Here is a 15,580-nt window from a genome sequence, read left to right on the forward strand (position 1 = left end):
GCCCTTCGTGGTGTCGGGGAGTCGCTAGAGGACGTTGATGGCCGTCGCGCGCCAGCGTCGGTCGAGGCCCTCGAGCCGGATGGCGACAGCACGGGCTCGTGCTCGTCCATGGACCACGATGACGGCCTCGATGACGCCGTCCCGAGGGGAGAAGGACGTGACCGTGCCGATGGTGAAGACCGGTCGGGTCACCGACTGCCCCTTCGTGCGCCGGGCCCGAGCGCTGAGGACCACGCGCTTGAGGAGGTGGCGGTAGACGTCGTCGCTGACCCAGCGGGCGATCTGGTCGAGCTCGCGGGCTCCGGCGAGGATCTCGATGACGCAGCGGGTGAGGTTCTCGAGCAGCGGACCGGACGGAGGGAGGTCCTCGCTGCTGCAGGGCTGGCGCCCGAAGAAGTCGTCCACATCGAAGCGCTTGCGGACCGTGCCGCGCACGGTCGCTGTGGCCGCGGGTGCGGTCGCGGAGGATGAACCGGCCGCCGGGCTGGTCGCCTTCGAGGGGGCTGCTGCGGGCTTGCGCGCACCGGGACGACGGGTGGATGCGCCCTCGGCTTTCCCGGCGACGGTGCTCCGGCGGTCAGGGAGATCCTCCCGTGGCACTGCTTCACTCATGCGTCACTCCCATCCCGGTGCTCCCCCCCGATCGGGGGGACCACGATGACTTGTCAACTGTGACAGTGCGAGAGGCTCGGCGCACGTCCAGCGCACAAGATGTGGAGAACTGAGAGCGGATCTCAAGGAAGGGACCCAAGGTGACCCGGATGTGCCAGCCGTCCCCGCCGCCGCGCCGCTCGCTCCCCACGCCGGGGGCCGGCGACCGATGAGGTGGGAGAACCTCTTCGACGACCTCGAGGGTCAGTGGGAGACGGCGCGGCTCGCCGAGGAGCGGGACCAGCGCGCGGAGGAGGAGCGGGTGCGCGTCGCGCGTACCGTCATGCGCGACCGCCTGAGGGCCCTCACCGCGTCCGATCAGGCGCGACCGCTGCGCCTGTCGCTGTCGGACGGCACGTGGATCGACCTCCGTGCCAAGGTGCTCGGACGCGATTGGCTGTCGGGGGAGCTCACCGTCCCGGGCGATGCGCCGTCGCACGAGGAGCGGGCGTGCATCCTCCCGCTCGCGTCCATCCACGCGCTCGCCCTGGATCGGGAGCAGGTGCGGTCGAGCCTCGCGCCCGTCTCCGAGCTCCCGCCGGAACGCGGCATCGTCGATCGGATCGGACTGCCGTTCGTCCTCCGGGACCTGTGCCGACGTCGGGCGCGCGTCGAACTGCGCCTCCGTGACACCGTCGTCGGCGGCACGCTGGATCGCGTCGCCCGCGACCACGTCGACGTCGCGGTCCACGAGGCGGGCACCTCTCGCCGGGAGTCGGCCGTCTCGGGGTACCGGCTGGTGCCCCTCGCGGGGATCATCCTGGTGCGGGTCTGATCGTCCGCGTCGCGGCGGCATGTGGACAACGCACGACGCCCGCGCGCGCCGTCCCCGACATTGACCGGCATGCCTCCCACCCCTCGTCCCGCGCGTCCGGCGCGCCGTCCCGTCTGGTTGGATCCCCGCTTCATCGTCGGGTTGGTGTTGGTCCTCGTGTCCACCGGCGGAGTGGTGGCGCTGCTGCGGTCCGCGGACTCGTCGGTGGTCGTCATGGCCGCGGGGTCCGCCCTCGACGCGGGGGCGACGGTCCATGCCTCCGACCTCGTGCCCGTGCGCGTCCGCATCGACGGCGCCGACGATCTCTACGTCTCCCCGGACTCCGCCGACGGGCTCGTCGTCACCCGCTTCGTGGGCGCCGGCGAGCTCGTCCCACGGTCATCCGTCTCGTCGGCGGACGCCCGCACCACCGCATCGGTCGTCATCCCCACGTCGGCGGGCGCCGACCACCTCGTCGCCCCGGGCACGGTGGTCGACATCTGGGCGGCCGCGGCGAAGGGCTCGGGCACGAACGCCTACGACGCGCCACGCGTCATCGTCTCGGGGGCCACCGTCACCCAGGTCATCCGACCCGAGGGCTTCGTCGCGGATCAGGACCACACGCAGGTGCAGGTGACCGTGCCGCGTGAGGACGTGGCGGCGGTCCTCTCCTCCACCGACGCGCGCGACCAGATGACCCTCGTGCCCGTCGGCGATGCGGGGGCCTGAGCGTGGCTTCCCTCATCCTCGCCCTCCCGCCGCGCGTGGAGGACGCGCTCCTCCGTGACGTCGTCGAGGCCGGTCACACGGTCCTCGCCCGCGTCACGGGCGCGGCGGAGGTGATCTCCGCCGTCCGGGCGACCGCCATCGACCCCCTGCACCTGGTCATCGCGGCATCCGCGACGACGCTCGACCGCGACGTGCTCGCGGCGCTCGACGATCGGGGCGCACGCGCGGTCGCGGTGGCGTCGAGCGAGGCCGACCGTCGCAACGCGCAGACGCTCGGACACCACGAGGTCGTGGACGAGGGTGCCACCTGGCGCGAGATCGAGGAGCTGCTGCTCTCGGTGCGCCCTCTCGGGGCGGCCACTGGCCGGACGGCTGCAGGCGTCCGACGTGAGGACGCCGTCGCTTCGCACCTGGAGATGGGCTCTCCCGAGCGCTTCGCCTCGGACGACGCACCCGATCGGGCCAGGCTCGCCGACGCCGGGGCCGGACGGCCTGCCCGTGACGCCGATGTCCGCGCCGACCCGCACGGCGGCCGGGATGGAGTCGACGGTTCCTCGCGCTCGGGCGGGAGCTCTCGCACGCGATCGGCACCGGACCGCCGAGCTCGACCGCTGCGAGCCCGTCTCGGGCTCGTCCGACGCCCGCGCGTGCCAGCTCCGATCCTCCCGGAGCCGGATCGGGACGACGCCGACGACGCCGTCGGCCGAGGGCGACCTGCCGGCCGGGTCATCGCCGTCTGGGGCCCGCAGGGAGCTCCGGGGCGCACCACGACGGCGCTGGCCGTCGCGGGCGAGGTCGCGGCGGCGGGTCGATCGGCCGTGCTGGTCGACGCCGACGTCCACGGCGGGACGGTCGCTGCCACGCTCGGTCTGCTGGACGAGGCACCGGGGTTCGCCGCCGCCTGCCGCCTCGCCGCGGCCGACAGCCTCACGGTGCAGGAGCTGGAGCGGATCGCCCAGCACCACCCGTCGACGCGGGCGCCGGGGTTCTCGGTCCTGACCGGCATCTCGCGCCCGGACAGGTGGCCGGAGCTCGCGGAGGGCCGGGTCTCCGCCGTGCTGCAGGCGTGCCGGGGCTGGCGCGACTACACCGTGGTCGACGCCTCGTTCAACCTGGAGGACGACGAGGAGATCTCGAGCGACATGTTCGCGCCCCGCCGCAACGCGGCCACGCATGCGGTGCTGCGCGGCGCGGACCACGTCGTCGCCGTCGTCTCCGCCGACACGGTAGGTCTGTCGCGCTTCTTCCGCGCGTACGTGCAGCTCCTGGAGATCGTGGACCCGTCGCGGGTCTCCGTGCTCGTCAACCGGGTCCGCCCCAGCGCCGGGGGATGGGACGCCGCCAGCCAGGTGCGACGCACCCTCTTCCGGTTCGGGAGCGTGGAGGCCGCGGCGTACGTCCCGGAGGATAGGGAATCGCTCGATGCCGCGGTGCTGGCCGGCGCGACGCTCCGCGACGTCGCACCGAGGTCGCCGGCGCTCGTCGAGTGGTCGCGCTTCACCCGCACGACGCTCCTGCCTCCCGAGGACGCACCGCGGCGGGTGCGACGTGCGGAAGCCGCCCGGCGTCGAGGCGTCGATCCGGCGGGGGAGGCGCCCGCCCGGCCCGCATAGGCTGTAGCCGTGTCCACGCTCAGCGATCTCGTGCATGCCCAGGGTCTGTCCTCCGACGCGGACGTCGAGTGGCTGCACCTCCTCGTCGGCGATTGGCAGCTCCTCGCCGATCTCGCGTTCGCGGACATCGTGCTGTGGGTCCCCACCGTGAGCGGCAGCTTCGTCGCGGTCGCGCACGCCCGGCCGTCGAGCTCAGCCACTCTGTTCTACCGCGACTTCGTCGGGCAGCCCATCAAGGCGGAGTGGCGCAAGCAGGTCACCGACGCGCACGAGACCGCCCGCATCATCGACTCGTCCGCGCCGGACTGGTACGAGGAGACGCCGACCCGCGTGCGGGCCGTGCCGGTGCTGCGTCGCCTGGCGCAGGGCAGCCCCGAGGTCACGGACACCCCCATCGCCGTGATCACGCGCCACACCAACCTCAGCGAGACCCGCACTCCGAGCCGCCAGGAGCTGACGTTCAACGAGTGCGCCAACGACCTCTTCGCGATGATCGCCGACGGCGACTTCCCCGACCTCGGCTCGCCGACCGGTCCCCGGCGCGGTGCGCCTCGCGCGTCCGACGGTCTCCTGCGTCTCGACGTCGACGGCATCACGACCTTCGCGAGCCCCAACGCCCTCAGCGCCTTCAACCGCATGGGCTTCTCCGAGGAGCTCGAGGGGGAGTCCCTCGCGGACGCGACGTCCAGCCTGCTCACCGGAAAGCGGCTGACGGTCGACGAGTCGCTGCCGCTGATCGTCGCCGGTCGGGCTCCGTGGCGCACGGACATCGAGTCGCGCGGCGTCACCGTGTCGCTCCGCGCCATCCCGATCCGCAGCCACGGAGAGCGGGTCGGCGCGGTCGTGCTCTGCCGCGACGTGACGGAGCTGCGCCACCAGGAGCGCGAGCTGATCACCAAGGACGCGACGATCCGCGAGATCCACCACCGGGTGAAGAACAACCTCCAGACGGTCGCGAGCCTCCTGCGGATCCAGGCGCGCCGGTCGCACACGGAGGAGGCGCGTGAGGCGCTCGGCCACGCCCAGCGCCGGGTGGGCGCCATCGCCGTGGTGCACGACACGCTCAGCGAGGGGCTGAACCAGAACGTCGACTTCGACGCGGTGTTCGACCGCGTGCTGCTGCTCATCGCCGAGGTGGCCTCCGCGCACAACACCCGGGTGCATCCGAAGATCCTGGGCAGCTTCGGCGTGCTGCCGAGCGCCTACGCGACGCCGCTCGCCCTCGCGCTCACCGAGCTCGTGACGAACGCGGTCGAGCACGGCCTGGCGGGGCGCTCGGGGGAGGTGGCCATCGAGGCAGCGCGCACCGAGGAGACGCTCACCGTCAGCGTCCGCGACGACGGCGTGGGGCTACCCGAGGGCAAGGTCGGGACGGGGCTCGGCACGCAGATCGTGCGGACGCTCATCCAGGGGGAGCTCGGCGGCACGATCGACTGGCACACGCTCATGGGCAGCGGCACCGAGGTGACCATCGAGGTGCCGCTGCGCTGGCTGGCCCCCGTCACGGCCTGAGCCAGCGCTCCGACCGGTCGACCAGCGCGCCGGACGACGAGAGCCGGGCTGCCCGTGGGCGGCCCGGCTCTCGTCGGTGGTGCGTGGTGCGTGCGTCAGCTGGCGCGGCGGGCGCGTGCGGCGCGGCGCTTGAGCGCGCGACGCTCGTCCTCGCTGAGTCCGCCCCAGACGCCCGAGTCCTGTCCGGTCTCGAGGGCGTACTGCAGGCACATCTCGGTGACGGAGCAGCGGCCGCAGACGGCCTTGGCCTTGTCGATCTGGTCGACGGCCGGGCCGGTGTTCCCCACGGGGAAGAACAGCTCGGGGTCCACAGTCAGGCAGGCTGCCTTGTCACGCCAGTCCATAGGGGTGCTCCTCGGGTCGGTACTCGTTGCACGGCAGATCTGCCGCGGGATGGGGGTGGGGCGAGGCGTCCGGGAACCGCATCGGGACGGGGCACGTGGCCCCTCCTCGTGAGATGCTCAGCTTCGGGGATTCGTCCCTTGTAAGCTCGGTTTCGGATCTGCTCACCACCCTGTGAACGAACTCGACCTCGAATATCGTCGCATAGAGCCAACGATCAATCAATAGCTTTGTATGGGAACGTGCTGTGACCGGAACCGGTGATGCCCTCGATCCGCGCGAGTCCGCGGAACCCGCCCGCCGTTCTCCTGCCGTGATCCTCCTCGTGGTCGTCGTCGCGCTGGAGGCTCTCGGCATGGCGGGCGTCACGGCCCTCCTCGTCGTCGACCTGCTCACCTCGACGCCGGCGTCGCTCGCGAGCGCTGTCGCGCTCATCGCCCTGGCCGCGCTCGCCGCGGTGTTCCTGGCCGCCGTCGTCCGGGGGATCCTGCGTGGCCGGAGCTGGGTGCGGCCGGCGGCCGTGACGTGGCAGGTGCTGCAGATCGCCGTCGGGGTGGGCAGCCTGCAGGGCCCGGACGCCCGTCAGGACCTCGGGTGGGGCCTCATCGTGCCGTCCGTGCTCGTGTTCGTGCTGCTGTTCACGCGCTCGGTGATGGCCGCCACCCGTCGTCGCGACTGAGCGGCGGCGTCCCGCTGCCGGGCGTCAGGCGTCGACGCCGAGCTTCTTGCGCAGCGACGCGACGTGCCCCGTCGCCTTGACGTTGTAGAGCGGGAGGGCGACGCGTCCCTCGCCGTCCACGACGACGGTCGAGCGGATCACGCCGGTGACCTTCTTGCCGTAGAGCGACTTCTCTCCGTACGCGGCGTAGGCGCGGTGCACCTCGAGGTCGGGGTCCGACAGGAGCGTGAAGCCGAGGCCCTGCTCCTCGCGGAAGCGGGCGAGGTCCTCCTGCGGGTCCTTCGAGATGCCGAGCACCCGGTACCCGGCGGCCTGGAGGGAGTCCATGCTGTCGCGGAAGTCGCACGCCTGCGTCGTGCAGCCGGGCGTGCCCGCGGCGGGGTAGAAGTACACGATGACGTCCTGGCCGCGGAGGTCGGAGAGGCTCACGGGCGAGCCGTCCTGGTCGGGGAGGGTGAAGTCCGGGGCGGTCTGCCCCTTCTCGAGGCGGGTGGTCTCGGTCATGGGGGAGCCTCTCGTTCGCGGGTGTCGACGACCATGCTAGGGCCGCTCGGCCGACGCCCGATCCGGGGCTCCACGGCGTCGATTCGCGTCGGCCCTCGCCGTGGTGCTAGTGTCATCTCTCGGTCCGGTACCCCGCACGACAGGGTCCTCACCTGCACCTCTAGCTCAATTGGCAGAGCAACTGACTCTTAATCAGTGGGTTCTCGGTTCAAGTCCGAGGGGGTGCACCACCAGATCCAGCGGCGTCCCCTCTTCCCCATTCGCCGGTCTCCTCCTTCCTCTCGCCGTCACCGCGGTCGTCCCTGACGCCGCCATCGCGACGACGGGGCGATTCCGGATCGCTCGACGCGGCGGATGCCGTCGGATCCTCCTCGTCCCGCGCCTCCCGGCCGAGGGCGCGATCCTCGTCGTCGCGCGGCCCCGACCCGGCGCCGGGGATGGTCCTCGCCGGACGCGACCGGGCGGACCGTGCGCCGCCGGACGGTGCGAGGAGCGTCGGGGCGGGAGGAGCTCTCGCCGCACCCGCGCGAGCGAGGCTGCCCGAGGAGGGCAGCCTCGACTCGACGGGATCAGCCCCGTTCTGGGCTAGGACAGCCCCATTTCCCGGCTCATAGAATTATTTCGGCATCGACGTGCGATCGAGCGGGCGGGATCAGGGCGGAGGGGGCGATGTCCCCGGCGACCGCTGACGCCGTGCCCGCTGTGCTCCGTCACGGCGGTGCCGGACCGTGCGCACCAGCGCCCGCGTCCCTTCCCCGCCGCTCCTCCCACGTTCCGAGAGAGACCGATGATCCGACCCTCCTCGCTGCCGACCCTCCGCGCATCCGCCGCATTGGTCGCCGCAGCCATGGCCGCGCTCACCCTCACCGTCTCGAGCCCCGCAGCGCCGGCCGCGTCAGCGGCTGCGGCAGCCGCGCCGGGCGCCTCGACGCCCGTGCCGGTGGGCGCCGGCTCCTACGCCGCGGCGCCTCCGAAGTCGCTCGACCGTCCGGGGCGCGACGTGAGCGCGGTGGTGGACAAGGAGCTGTACATCGATCCGTCGATGAGCGGCGAACCGGTCCCCACCAACGAGTGGTGGTCGGATCTCCTCGTGAGCAGGTACTCGGGCAACCTCTGGGCCGATCCGTTCGTCGTGTCGAACACCGAGCGGGGCACCCGCATCGCGTACCCGACCGAGTGGAACGACCAGGGCACCAGCATGCTCGACGACTCGGCGATCCAGGTGCAGGGCAGCGTGCCGCCGCAGCCCGACCCCTCGGACGTCGACATGGCGGGCTTCGAGGACGCCGCGCTCCCCGCGGGCTGGACCTCGACCGGCGACGCGTTCGCCGCCCCGACGAAGGGGACGGCGGCGGGGCAGACCGCGGTCGAGGGGTACCTCGGGAAGGGGCTCGTCAACTCCTTCACCGCCGAGAAGGGCGACGGCGCCATGGGCACGCTCACCTCGCCCGAGTTCACCGTGGACCGCGACTTCATCAGCCTCCTGGTCGGTGGCGGAGCCCACCCGGGCCGCACCGAGGCGCGCCTCGTCATCGACGGCGCGACGGTCGCGGCGGCCACCGGCGAGCAGTCGGAGATCCTGCGCTGGGTCACCTGGGACGTCACGGCCCACGCGGGGCAGAGGGCCACCATCCAGATCGTCGACGACATGCCGGCCGGCTGGGCGCACGTGCTCGTCGACCAGATCGTCCGCACCGACGTGCCGGAGGGCATCGGCGACCGGTTCGGCACCGCGTTCCGGGCCACGCGGGCTGATGCGCTGCGTTGGGGCGACTGGAACGTGAGCTGGCGGATGCCCCAGTCCGCGACCCGGTTCATGGACGTCACCATCGCCCGCGGCGCGCCCTACGCCTGGTTCGAGTTCCAGGACGTCGTGCCGAGGATCTCCGTGGGCGCCGGCGCCACGTTCGCCGCCGCGGACGGCACGCCGCTGCGATTCCCCGCGACGGTCGACGCGTTCACCATCACCCAGGACGACCGCGCCTTCGGCGTGCACGCGCCCCACGGCAGCTCGTTCGACCTCGCGGGTGACACGATCGAGGCCTCCCTCACCGCGGGATACCTGGTGGTGAGCGCCCTCCCGGCGACCGGCGCCGACCTCGACGCCATGTCGGAGCACGCCTTCGCCGTCCCTCGCGACACCACCATGGAGCACGAGTACAGCGTCGAGCGCGCCGAGGTCGTCGAGACCTACGCGATCGAGACCGAGGCGCTGCAGGGCACCGACCTCGACACCGTCCAGGGCTGGTTGCCCCACACGTACAACAGCACGACCACGAACATCGACTTCGCGCCGTCCACCTACGCGACGCCGCGCGGCCTCATGAGGACGGCGGTCGGGCACGGCGGCTGGGAGGTCGCCTACCCGTTCACCGGGATCACGCCCGTGGCGCCCGCGCCGCAGGAGACCGGGCGCGCCGACGACTACGACGTGGCCGTGATGAGGGACTTCGTCCGCAGCTACGCCGAGCGCACCGGGTACGGCGGCGACACCTACTGGGGCGGCAAGGACGTCCTGCAGCTCGCCGAGTACATGACGATGGCGAAGCAGATCGGCGACACCGCGTCGTACGAGAAGCTCAAGGCCTCGCTGACGACCGCGCTCAGCGACTGGTTCACCTACGCGCCCGGCGAGCAGGAGAGGTTCTTCGCCCGGTACGACACGTGGAAGGCCCTGGTCGGGTTCGGCGACTCCTACGGATCGCTCGAGTTCACCGACAACCACTTCCACTACGGCTACTTCACCCTCGCCGCGGGCCTCCTCGCCTTCGAGGACCCCGAGTGGGCGGCCGAGTACGGCCCCATGGCCACCCTCGTGGCCAAGCAGTACGCGAACTGGGACAGGGACGACGAGGACTTCCCGTACCTGCGCACCTTCGACGTATTCGAGGGCCACTCCTACGCCGGCGGGTACAGCTCCAGCACCGGCAACAACCAGGAGTCGAGCTCCGAGGCGATCCAGTCGTGGGCCGGCCTCTTCCTGCTCGGCTCGGCGCTCGGCGACACCGGGATGCAGGCCACGGGCGCGATGGGCTACGTCACCGAGCGGGCCGCGGTCATGGACTACTACCTCGACTACAACGGCAACCCGGACGCGGCCCACGGCACGGGCGTCGGCGTGTTCCCCGACGCGTACGCGCACAGCACCACGGGCATCCTCGGCGACTCCGGACAGGCGTTCGCCACCTACTTCAGCGGCGACCCGGCGTGGATCTTCGGCATCCAGTGGCTGCCGACCGGGCCGTGGCTGAACTACCTCGGCTGGGACCGCGGCTTCTCGAAGAGCCTGCTCGACGACATGTTCGACGAGCGCCCCGCGATCGTCGGTCGAGGGGCGGAGGACGAGATCGAGGGTCTGCTCGGTCTCGCGGCCAAGCAGGCCTCCGGCACCGGCACCTGGTACGGCGGTGTCGTCACGAAGAGCCCGACCGACTCGGTGAACACGCTCAAGGACGTCGTCCGCAAGGCCTACCTCAACAACCCGGACCACACGACCGCGGAGGTGGCTGCCAATCCGCTCTTCGACGCCGCCACCGGTGAGCTCCGCTTCGCGGTCGGCGATGACGACCAGCTGACCTTCCCCGACGAGCACTGGACGCCGGGGTCGCTCCCTGCCGGGTTCGCTCCCGCGACCCCGCCGGCGGATCGCCCGGACGCGGACCCGGACGAGTGGGCGCCGGGCTGGGCGCTCTTCGACTACCTCTCGACCGGCTACACGGCCGACCCCGACGTGCAGCGGGCGTTGCACGCCTACGACGTGTCCGGCTACGAGAGCGGCGTCGACACCGCGCAGGCCGCCGGCGTCTACAGCCGCATGGGCGACGCGCTCGGGAACGTGGTGCTCGGCCTGACCGCGCAGAGCGACCCCGACTTCTACGCCGAGATGCACGCGGAGCTGTCGAAGACGGGGGACCCCGTCGTCACGAGCGACTCGATGGCCGGCGCGGTGTACTACAACGCCATGTCCAACCGCTCGCTCGGCAGCGAGGTGCTGACGCGCCACGTGGCCAACCCGACGAGCCAGGTGTACCGCGACGCCCGGACGGGGGTCTACAGCTACGCCGTGTTCAACGGCACGGACGCTCAGGCCGGCTACGACGTCTACGACGGCGACGCGGTGATCGGCACCATCCAGGTCCCCGCGCGCACCCTGGTGCAGCACCACCTCGACGCCGCGCTCGACCGCATCGTCGTCACCGCTCCGGAGTCCGCGAAGACCGTGCAGCGCGGCGACATTCTCCGGTTCACCGCGGTCGGCTACGACCAGTACGGCGCGACCATCCCCCTGGACGACCTGCGGTGGAGCGTCGACGGCGGCGGGTCCATCGACGCCGACGGCACGTTCTCGGCCACGGAGGACGCGGATCCGATCACCGTCACCGCCGCCTCCGGGTCGACGACGGCCGCGTACGAGCTGCGCGTGGCACCCCGCCCCGTCCTGACGGCCCTCGCGGTGTCGCCCGAGTTCGTGCGCGTCACGGAAGGCGGCACCACGCCGTTCTCCGCGACCGGCCTCGACCAGTACGGCGACCCGATCGGCACCGGTCCGGTCAGCTGGGAGACCACCGCCGACGGCAGCGTCGACGGCACGGGCGTGCTGAGCGCCCGCGCCACGGGCGCCGGCTACGTCCGCGCCTCGGCGGACGGCGCATCCGGGACGTCGGTCGTCGCGGTCATCGCGCCCGGGACGGACATCGCGCGGGGCAAGCCCGTCGCGGCGTCGACCTCCGACGGCGCCAACACGGCGGAGGCGGCGGTCGACGGCTCGTCCAGCACGCGCTGGGAGAGCGCGCACGGCGCGGGCGAGCAGTGGTTGCGGGTCGATCTCGGCGCTCAGCACGACATCTCGTCGGTGCACGTCGGCTGGGAGACCGCGGCGGCCGCGGAGTACGAGATCCAGGTCGCTGACGACGCGGACGGTCCGTGGACGACCGTGAGGACGGTGTCCAAGTCCGCCCCCACGACCGACGACGTGGCCGTGGAGGCCACCGGCCGGTACCTGCGGATCCTCGGGCTCGAGCGCCTCTCCGACTACGGCTACTCGATCTGGGATCTCGGCGTGACCGGGACCCCGTCGGCCTCCGCGATCGACACCGCCGAGCTCCTGGTCACCCCGCAGGATCCCGCGGTCGTGAGCGGGCGGGACGTGGGGTTCGCCGCCTGGGCGTTCGACGCCGAGGGCAACGGCGGCCGGACCGCCGCGTCGTTCGCGGCGGAGGGCGGCACGATCGCCGCCGACGGCACCTACACCGCGGGCGCGACCGCGGGGGCGTTCCCGGTCACGGCCGAGTTCGACGGCGCACGGGCCTCGGCGACGGTGACCGTGCGCGCGAACGGGGACGGTGGATCCGGGCAGCCGGAGGTCCCGGCACCGGGGGCGCTCGCCGACGTGGCGTACGGCAGGAGCGTCACGGCGTCGTCCACCGAGAACGCGGGCACCCCCGCCGTGTTCGCGGTCGACGCATCGCCGACCTCGCGCTGGTCGAGCACGGCCGTCGACGACGCCTGGATCGAGGTCGACCTGGGTTCCGCGGCGTCGGTCGCGCGCATCGACCTGGACTGGGAGGCCGCGTACGGGTCCCGGTACCTGCTGCAGACCCGCGCCGCGGCCGGAGACGCCTGGGAGACGGTCGTCACCGAGTCCGCCGGCGACGGCGGGCACGACAGCCACGCCGTCGACGCCCGCGCGCGCTTCGTGCGGATGACGGGCGTCGAGCGGGCCACGCCGTACGGCTACTCGCTGTTCGGCCTCTCGGTGTGGTCGGCGGACGGCACCGTCGTCGCGAGGAACCTGGCCGAGGGCGCGGAGGTCAGCGCCACGAGCGAGGCGGCCCCGGGGACGAAGGCGGAGAACGCGGTGGACGGCGATCCCTCGTCGCGGTGGGCGAGCGAGGCGAGCGACGACCAGTCGATCACCGTCGACCTCGGACGGGCGGCCGAGGTCGCGTCGGTCGCCGTGGAGTGGGAGGCCGCCTACGCGTCGGAGTACCTGATCCAGGGGGCGACCAGCGCGGCGGGTCCGTTCACGACGCTCGCCACCCAGAGGGCGGGAGCGGGCGGCACCGAGACGTTCGACGTGCAGGGCGAGCACCGGTTCATCCGCGTCCAGGGCGTCGAGCGCGCGACGCCGTACGGCTACTCGATCTTCGAGATCGAGGTCCGCTAGCGCCCGGCGGCGGGCGTGCGCTCGAGGTCCGCGTCCGGGGTGGGGCGTCGCGACGTCCGACCGATGCCACCGCCCCCCCCGCCTCCGTCGGCCGCGTCGGAGGTCGGGGGAGAACCGTGAGAGAATACGGGTCGGACCATCACCGCGGACGCCCCTAGCCGAGCGCCGCGGCGGCCGGTGATCTCGGTGCACCGGCCACGCACCACGGCCACGCCCACGGCGTGCGACGCGGAGCGCGACGCCGGCGCCCACGCGGCTGTGCATGCGCGTGCGCGACATCTCCGGCACACATCTCGAGGTATCGAAGGACAGCACTGCATGATTTTCGAAGTAGGGGAGACCGTCGTGTACCCCCACCACGGCGCCGCCACGATCACCGCGGTCAAGACCCGCACCATCAAGGGGGTCGACAAGAAGTACATCACCCTCCAGATCCACCAGAGCGAGCTGGTCATCGACGTGCCCGTCGACAACGCCGAGCTCGTCGGGCTGCGCGACGTCATCGACAGCTCGGGCGTGGAGGCCGTGTTCGACGTGCTCCGCGGCGACGTCGAGGAGGAGGCCGGCAACTGGTCGCGCCGCTTCAAGGCCAACACCGAGAAGATGGGGTCCGGCGACGTGCGCCGCGTCAGCGAGGTCGTCCGCGACCTGTGGCGCCGCGACCAGGACTCGGGCGTCTCGGCCGGGGAGAAGCGGATGCTGGCCAAGGCCAGGCAGATCCTCGTCTCGGAGCTCGCGCTCGCGCAGAAGTCCACCGACGAGGAGGCGTCCGTCGTCCTCGACGGCGTCCTCGCTCAGAGCATCTCCGCCTGACCCACCCGGTGCGCTCCATCGAGCGCGTCACCGCCGACGGGCGGTCCCCCGACTCCGGGGGACCGCCCGTCGGCGCATCCGGAGCGCCCGTCGATCGGCGCATCCATCGGCGTAGGGTGCGATCATGCGCGATCACCCCGAACGACCCGACCACGGCGGCCCCCTCGAGCAGAACCCGCTGCGGCCCGCCCGCGGGGGGCTGCGGATATGGATCTACGTGATCGCCGCGGTCGTGGTCATCGCCGTGATCGCCTTCGCGCTCGTGCGCCTCGCGACCGCCGGGCAGAACACGCCCGGGCCGTCGTCCCTGGGCGCCGTGCTCCAGCTCGCGGGGGCGGCGCGCGCCCTGATCTGATCCGGTCCCGTCCGGGGGCGGGCACGGACGGACATCGCCTGACGCCTCCTCCCCGCGTCGTCCTGGTCCTCCGCGCCCACGGTCCCCTCGACGGCGGCATGGCAGCCGCGGCGCTCGTGTACCCATGTCCCGGGACGGGGGCGCGATGGGCGGGCGAGGGTGGCGGAGGGATGGCGGAGCACGAGCTGCACGGCGGCGCGTGCTCGTCCGGCTCCCGCGGGACAGGCGACAGGCGCTGCGCGTCCTCCTCGCGGCCGTCGCCGTCGCCATCGTGGCCGTCGCGGTGGTCGTGGGAGCGCGCGAGACGGCCCTCGGCCCGGATGCGGGCGGCGGCCACCTCAGCGCGGACGTCCCCGACGGCGCCGTCGTGCGCACGCTCGTGCGGGCGGGTCTCGTGCGGGACGGCCGGATCGACGCGGCGGCCGCGCGCGGGATCGCCGGCGCCATCCGCGCCGACGGGCGCGAGCGCCACCCGCGCTACGACCGCGACGCCTTCGGCCCGGCCTGGGCGGACGCCGACGGGAACGGCTGCGACCAGCGCGACGACGTGCTCGTCCGCGACCTCGTCCGCGTCGCCTTCGCGTCGTCCGATCCGACCTGCACCGTGGTCGCCGGCCACCTCGACGACGCGTACACGGGGCGCCGGATCGACTTCGTGCGCGGACCGCGCACGAGCGCGGCCGTGCAGATCGACCACCTCGTGCCCCTGTCCTGGGCGTGGCAGCACGGCGCGTGGTCGTGGACGGACGAGCGACGCGAGCGCCTCGCGACGGACTTCGACGAGCTGCAGGCGGTCGACGGGCCCACCAACCAGGACAAGTCGGATCAGGGGCCGGGCACGTGGCTCCCGCCGGACGCGGCCTACCGCTGCCTGTACGTCACCCGCTTCGCCTTCGTCGTGAGCAGGTACGGGATGACGATCGACGACGCGGATCGGGCCGCCATCGACCGGGTCCTCCAGGCCTGCTCGTGAGGCGCACCCGGGGCGGCGTCGGTGCGCGCGCGTACGCTCGGCTCGACGCGGCCGGGCGTCGGCGCGAGCACGGTGCACGCGTCGGGCGAACCCGAGGGGATCCGGATGTGGAGCAAGCAGAGCGGCGACGCGACCGGCGCGATCAGCCCAGTGCCGGAGCACCCGCACGCCCACCCCGTGCGGGGCGCGTGGCTCGTCCGCGTGGGCGACGGGCCGGCGCTCGGCTGGGTGCTGCGGCACCGGGACGACCTCGCGGCGCCGTTCTCCTACGAGGTCTACGCGTGCGGCCTCGGCGCCGATGGGCTGCGGGTGTGGGTCCAGCGGCGGGAGAGCCTCAACGCCGCGGTCGCGTGGGTCATGCAGCACGACGCCGAGCTGGTGGCCTTCGGGCGGCGGCTGCGGCCGGATCCGGCGCAGCCCTCCGCCCGGGCGGACGCCGACGCCGCCGCCCCCGAGGCGGGGGACGGCGGCGTCGAGGAGGGCTGACAG

General features: G+C 72.8%; 13 protein-coding genes and 1 tRNA gene. 11 read left to right on the forward strand and 3 right to left on the reverse strand.

Annotated features, from left to right (window positions below; genetic code table 11):
* Positions 1-24: 24 nt before the first annotated feature.
* A complete protein-coding gene (locus JOE38_RS00230; protein WP_307838813.1) occupies positions 25-435 on the reverse strand; it encodes an Rv3235 family protein in 411 nt (136 codons plus the stop codon).
* A gap of 385 nt (positions 436-820) precedes the next feature.
* On the opposite strand from JOE38_RS00230, the gene JOE38_RS00235 reads away from it, so the two are divergent.
* The 4 genes from JOE38_RS00235 to JOE38_RS00250 all read left to right on the forward strand — a co-directional run bounded on the left by JOE38_RS00235 (position 821) and on the right by JOE38_RS00250 (position 5,259).
* Positions 821-1,426, forward strand: a complete 606-nt coding sequence (locus JOE38_RS00235) for a hypothetical protein (protein WP_204574351.1) — start codon at positions 821-823, stop codon at positions 1,424-1,426.
* Positions 1,427-1,495: 69 nt separating this feature from the next.
* Entirely contained in the window at positions 1,496-2,134 is a 639-nt protein-coding gene (locus JOE38_RS00240) for a hypothetical protein (RefSeq protein WP_204574352.1), read from the forward strand.
* A gap of 2 nt (positions 2,135-2,136) precedes the next feature.
* Positions 2,137-3,747, forward strand: coding sequence for an AAA family ATPase (locus tag JOE38_RS00245; RefSeq protein ID WP_204574353.1), 1,611 nt, complete (start codon positions 2,137-2,139; stop codon positions 3,745-3,747).
* A 9-nt stretch (positions 3,748-3,756) separates the two neighbouring features.
* Entirely contained in the window at positions 3,757-5,259 is a 1,503-nt protein-coding gene (locus JOE38_RS00250) for a sensor histidine kinase (RefSeq protein ID WP_015489761.1), read from the forward strand.
* A 95-nt stretch (positions 5,260-5,354) separates the two neighbouring features.
* Here JOE38_RS00250 and JOE38_RS00255 read toward each other — a convergent pair whose 3' ends face one another.
* A complete protein-coding gene (locus JOE38_RS00255; protein ID WP_012037746.1) occupies positions 5,355-5,603 on the reverse strand; it encodes a WhiB family transcriptional regulator in 249 nt (82 codons plus the stop codon).
* 245 nt (positions 5,604-5,848) lie between these two features.
* Between JOE38_RS00255 and JOE38_RS00260 the strand changes: the two genes are divergently transcribed.
* Complete coding sequence (locus tag JOE38_RS00260) at positions 5,849-6,280, forward strand: hypothetical protein (RefSeq protein ID WP_204574354.1); 432 nt, start codon at positions 5,849-5,851, stop codon at positions 6,278-6,280.
* Between the two features lie 24 nt (positions 6,281-6,304).
* Here the strand turns inward: JOE38_RS00260 and bcp are convergent, their stop codons facing one another.
* The gene (bcp, locus tag JOE38_RS00265) at positions 6,305-6,784 is read right to left on the reverse strand and encodes a thioredoxin-dependent thiol peroxidase (RefSeq protein WP_204574355.1); all 480 of its coding nucleotides are present in this window, start codon (positions 6,782-6,784) and stop codon (positions 6,305-6,307) included.
* Positions 6,785-6,938: 154 nt separating this feature from the next.
* On the opposite strand from bcp, the gene JOE38_RS00270 reads away from it, so the two are divergent.
* The 6 genes from JOE38_RS00270 (at position 6,939) to JOE38_RS00295 (ending at position 15,577) form a co-directional block, all read left to right on the forward strand.
* A tRNA-Lys gene (locus tag JOE38_RS00270) sits at positions 6,939-7,014 on the forward strand.
* A gap of 557 nt (positions 7,015-7,571) precedes the next feature.
* Entirely contained in the window at positions 7,572-12,950 is a 5,379-nt protein-coding gene (locus JOE38_RS00275; RefSeq protein ID WP_204574356.1) for a discoidin domain-containing protein, read from the forward strand.
* Between the two features lie 318 nt (positions 12,951-13,268).
* Positions 13,269-13,763, forward strand: a complete 495-nt coding sequence (locus JOE38_RS00280; RefSeq protein WP_012298114.1) for a CarD family transcriptional regulator — start codon at positions 13,269-13,271, stop codon at positions 13,761-13,763.
* 124 nt (positions 13,764-13,887) lie between these two features.
* Positions 13,888-14,118 carry a hypothetical protein gene (locus JOE38_RS00285; RefSeq protein ID WP_204574357.1) on the forward strand — a complete coding sequence of 77 codons (231 nt, stop codon included), beginning with the start codon at positions 13,888-13,890 and terminating at the stop codon, positions 14,116-14,118.
* A 145-nt stretch (positions 14,119-14,263) separates the two neighbouring features.
* The gene (locus JOE38_RS00290) at positions 14,264-15,091 is read left to right on the forward strand and encodes an HNH endonuclease family protein (RefSeq protein WP_204577096.1); all 828 of its coding nucleotides are present in this window, start codon (positions 14,264-14,266) and stop codon (positions 15,089-15,091) included.
* A gap of 105 nt (positions 15,092-15,196) precedes the next feature.
* Positions 15,197-15,577, forward strand: coding sequence for a hypothetical protein (locus JOE38_RS00295; RefSeq protein ID WP_204574358.1), 381 nt, complete (start codon positions 15,197-15,199; stop codon positions 15,575-15,577).
* Positions 15,578-15,580 lie beyond the last annotated feature (3 nt).

It is taken from the genome of Clavibacter michiganensis, from assembly GCF_016907085.1.
In the GTDB taxonomy this organism is placed as follows: domain Bacteria; phylum Actinomycetota; class Actinomycetes; order Actinomycetales; family Microbacteriaceae; genus Clavibacter; species Clavibacter michiganensis_O.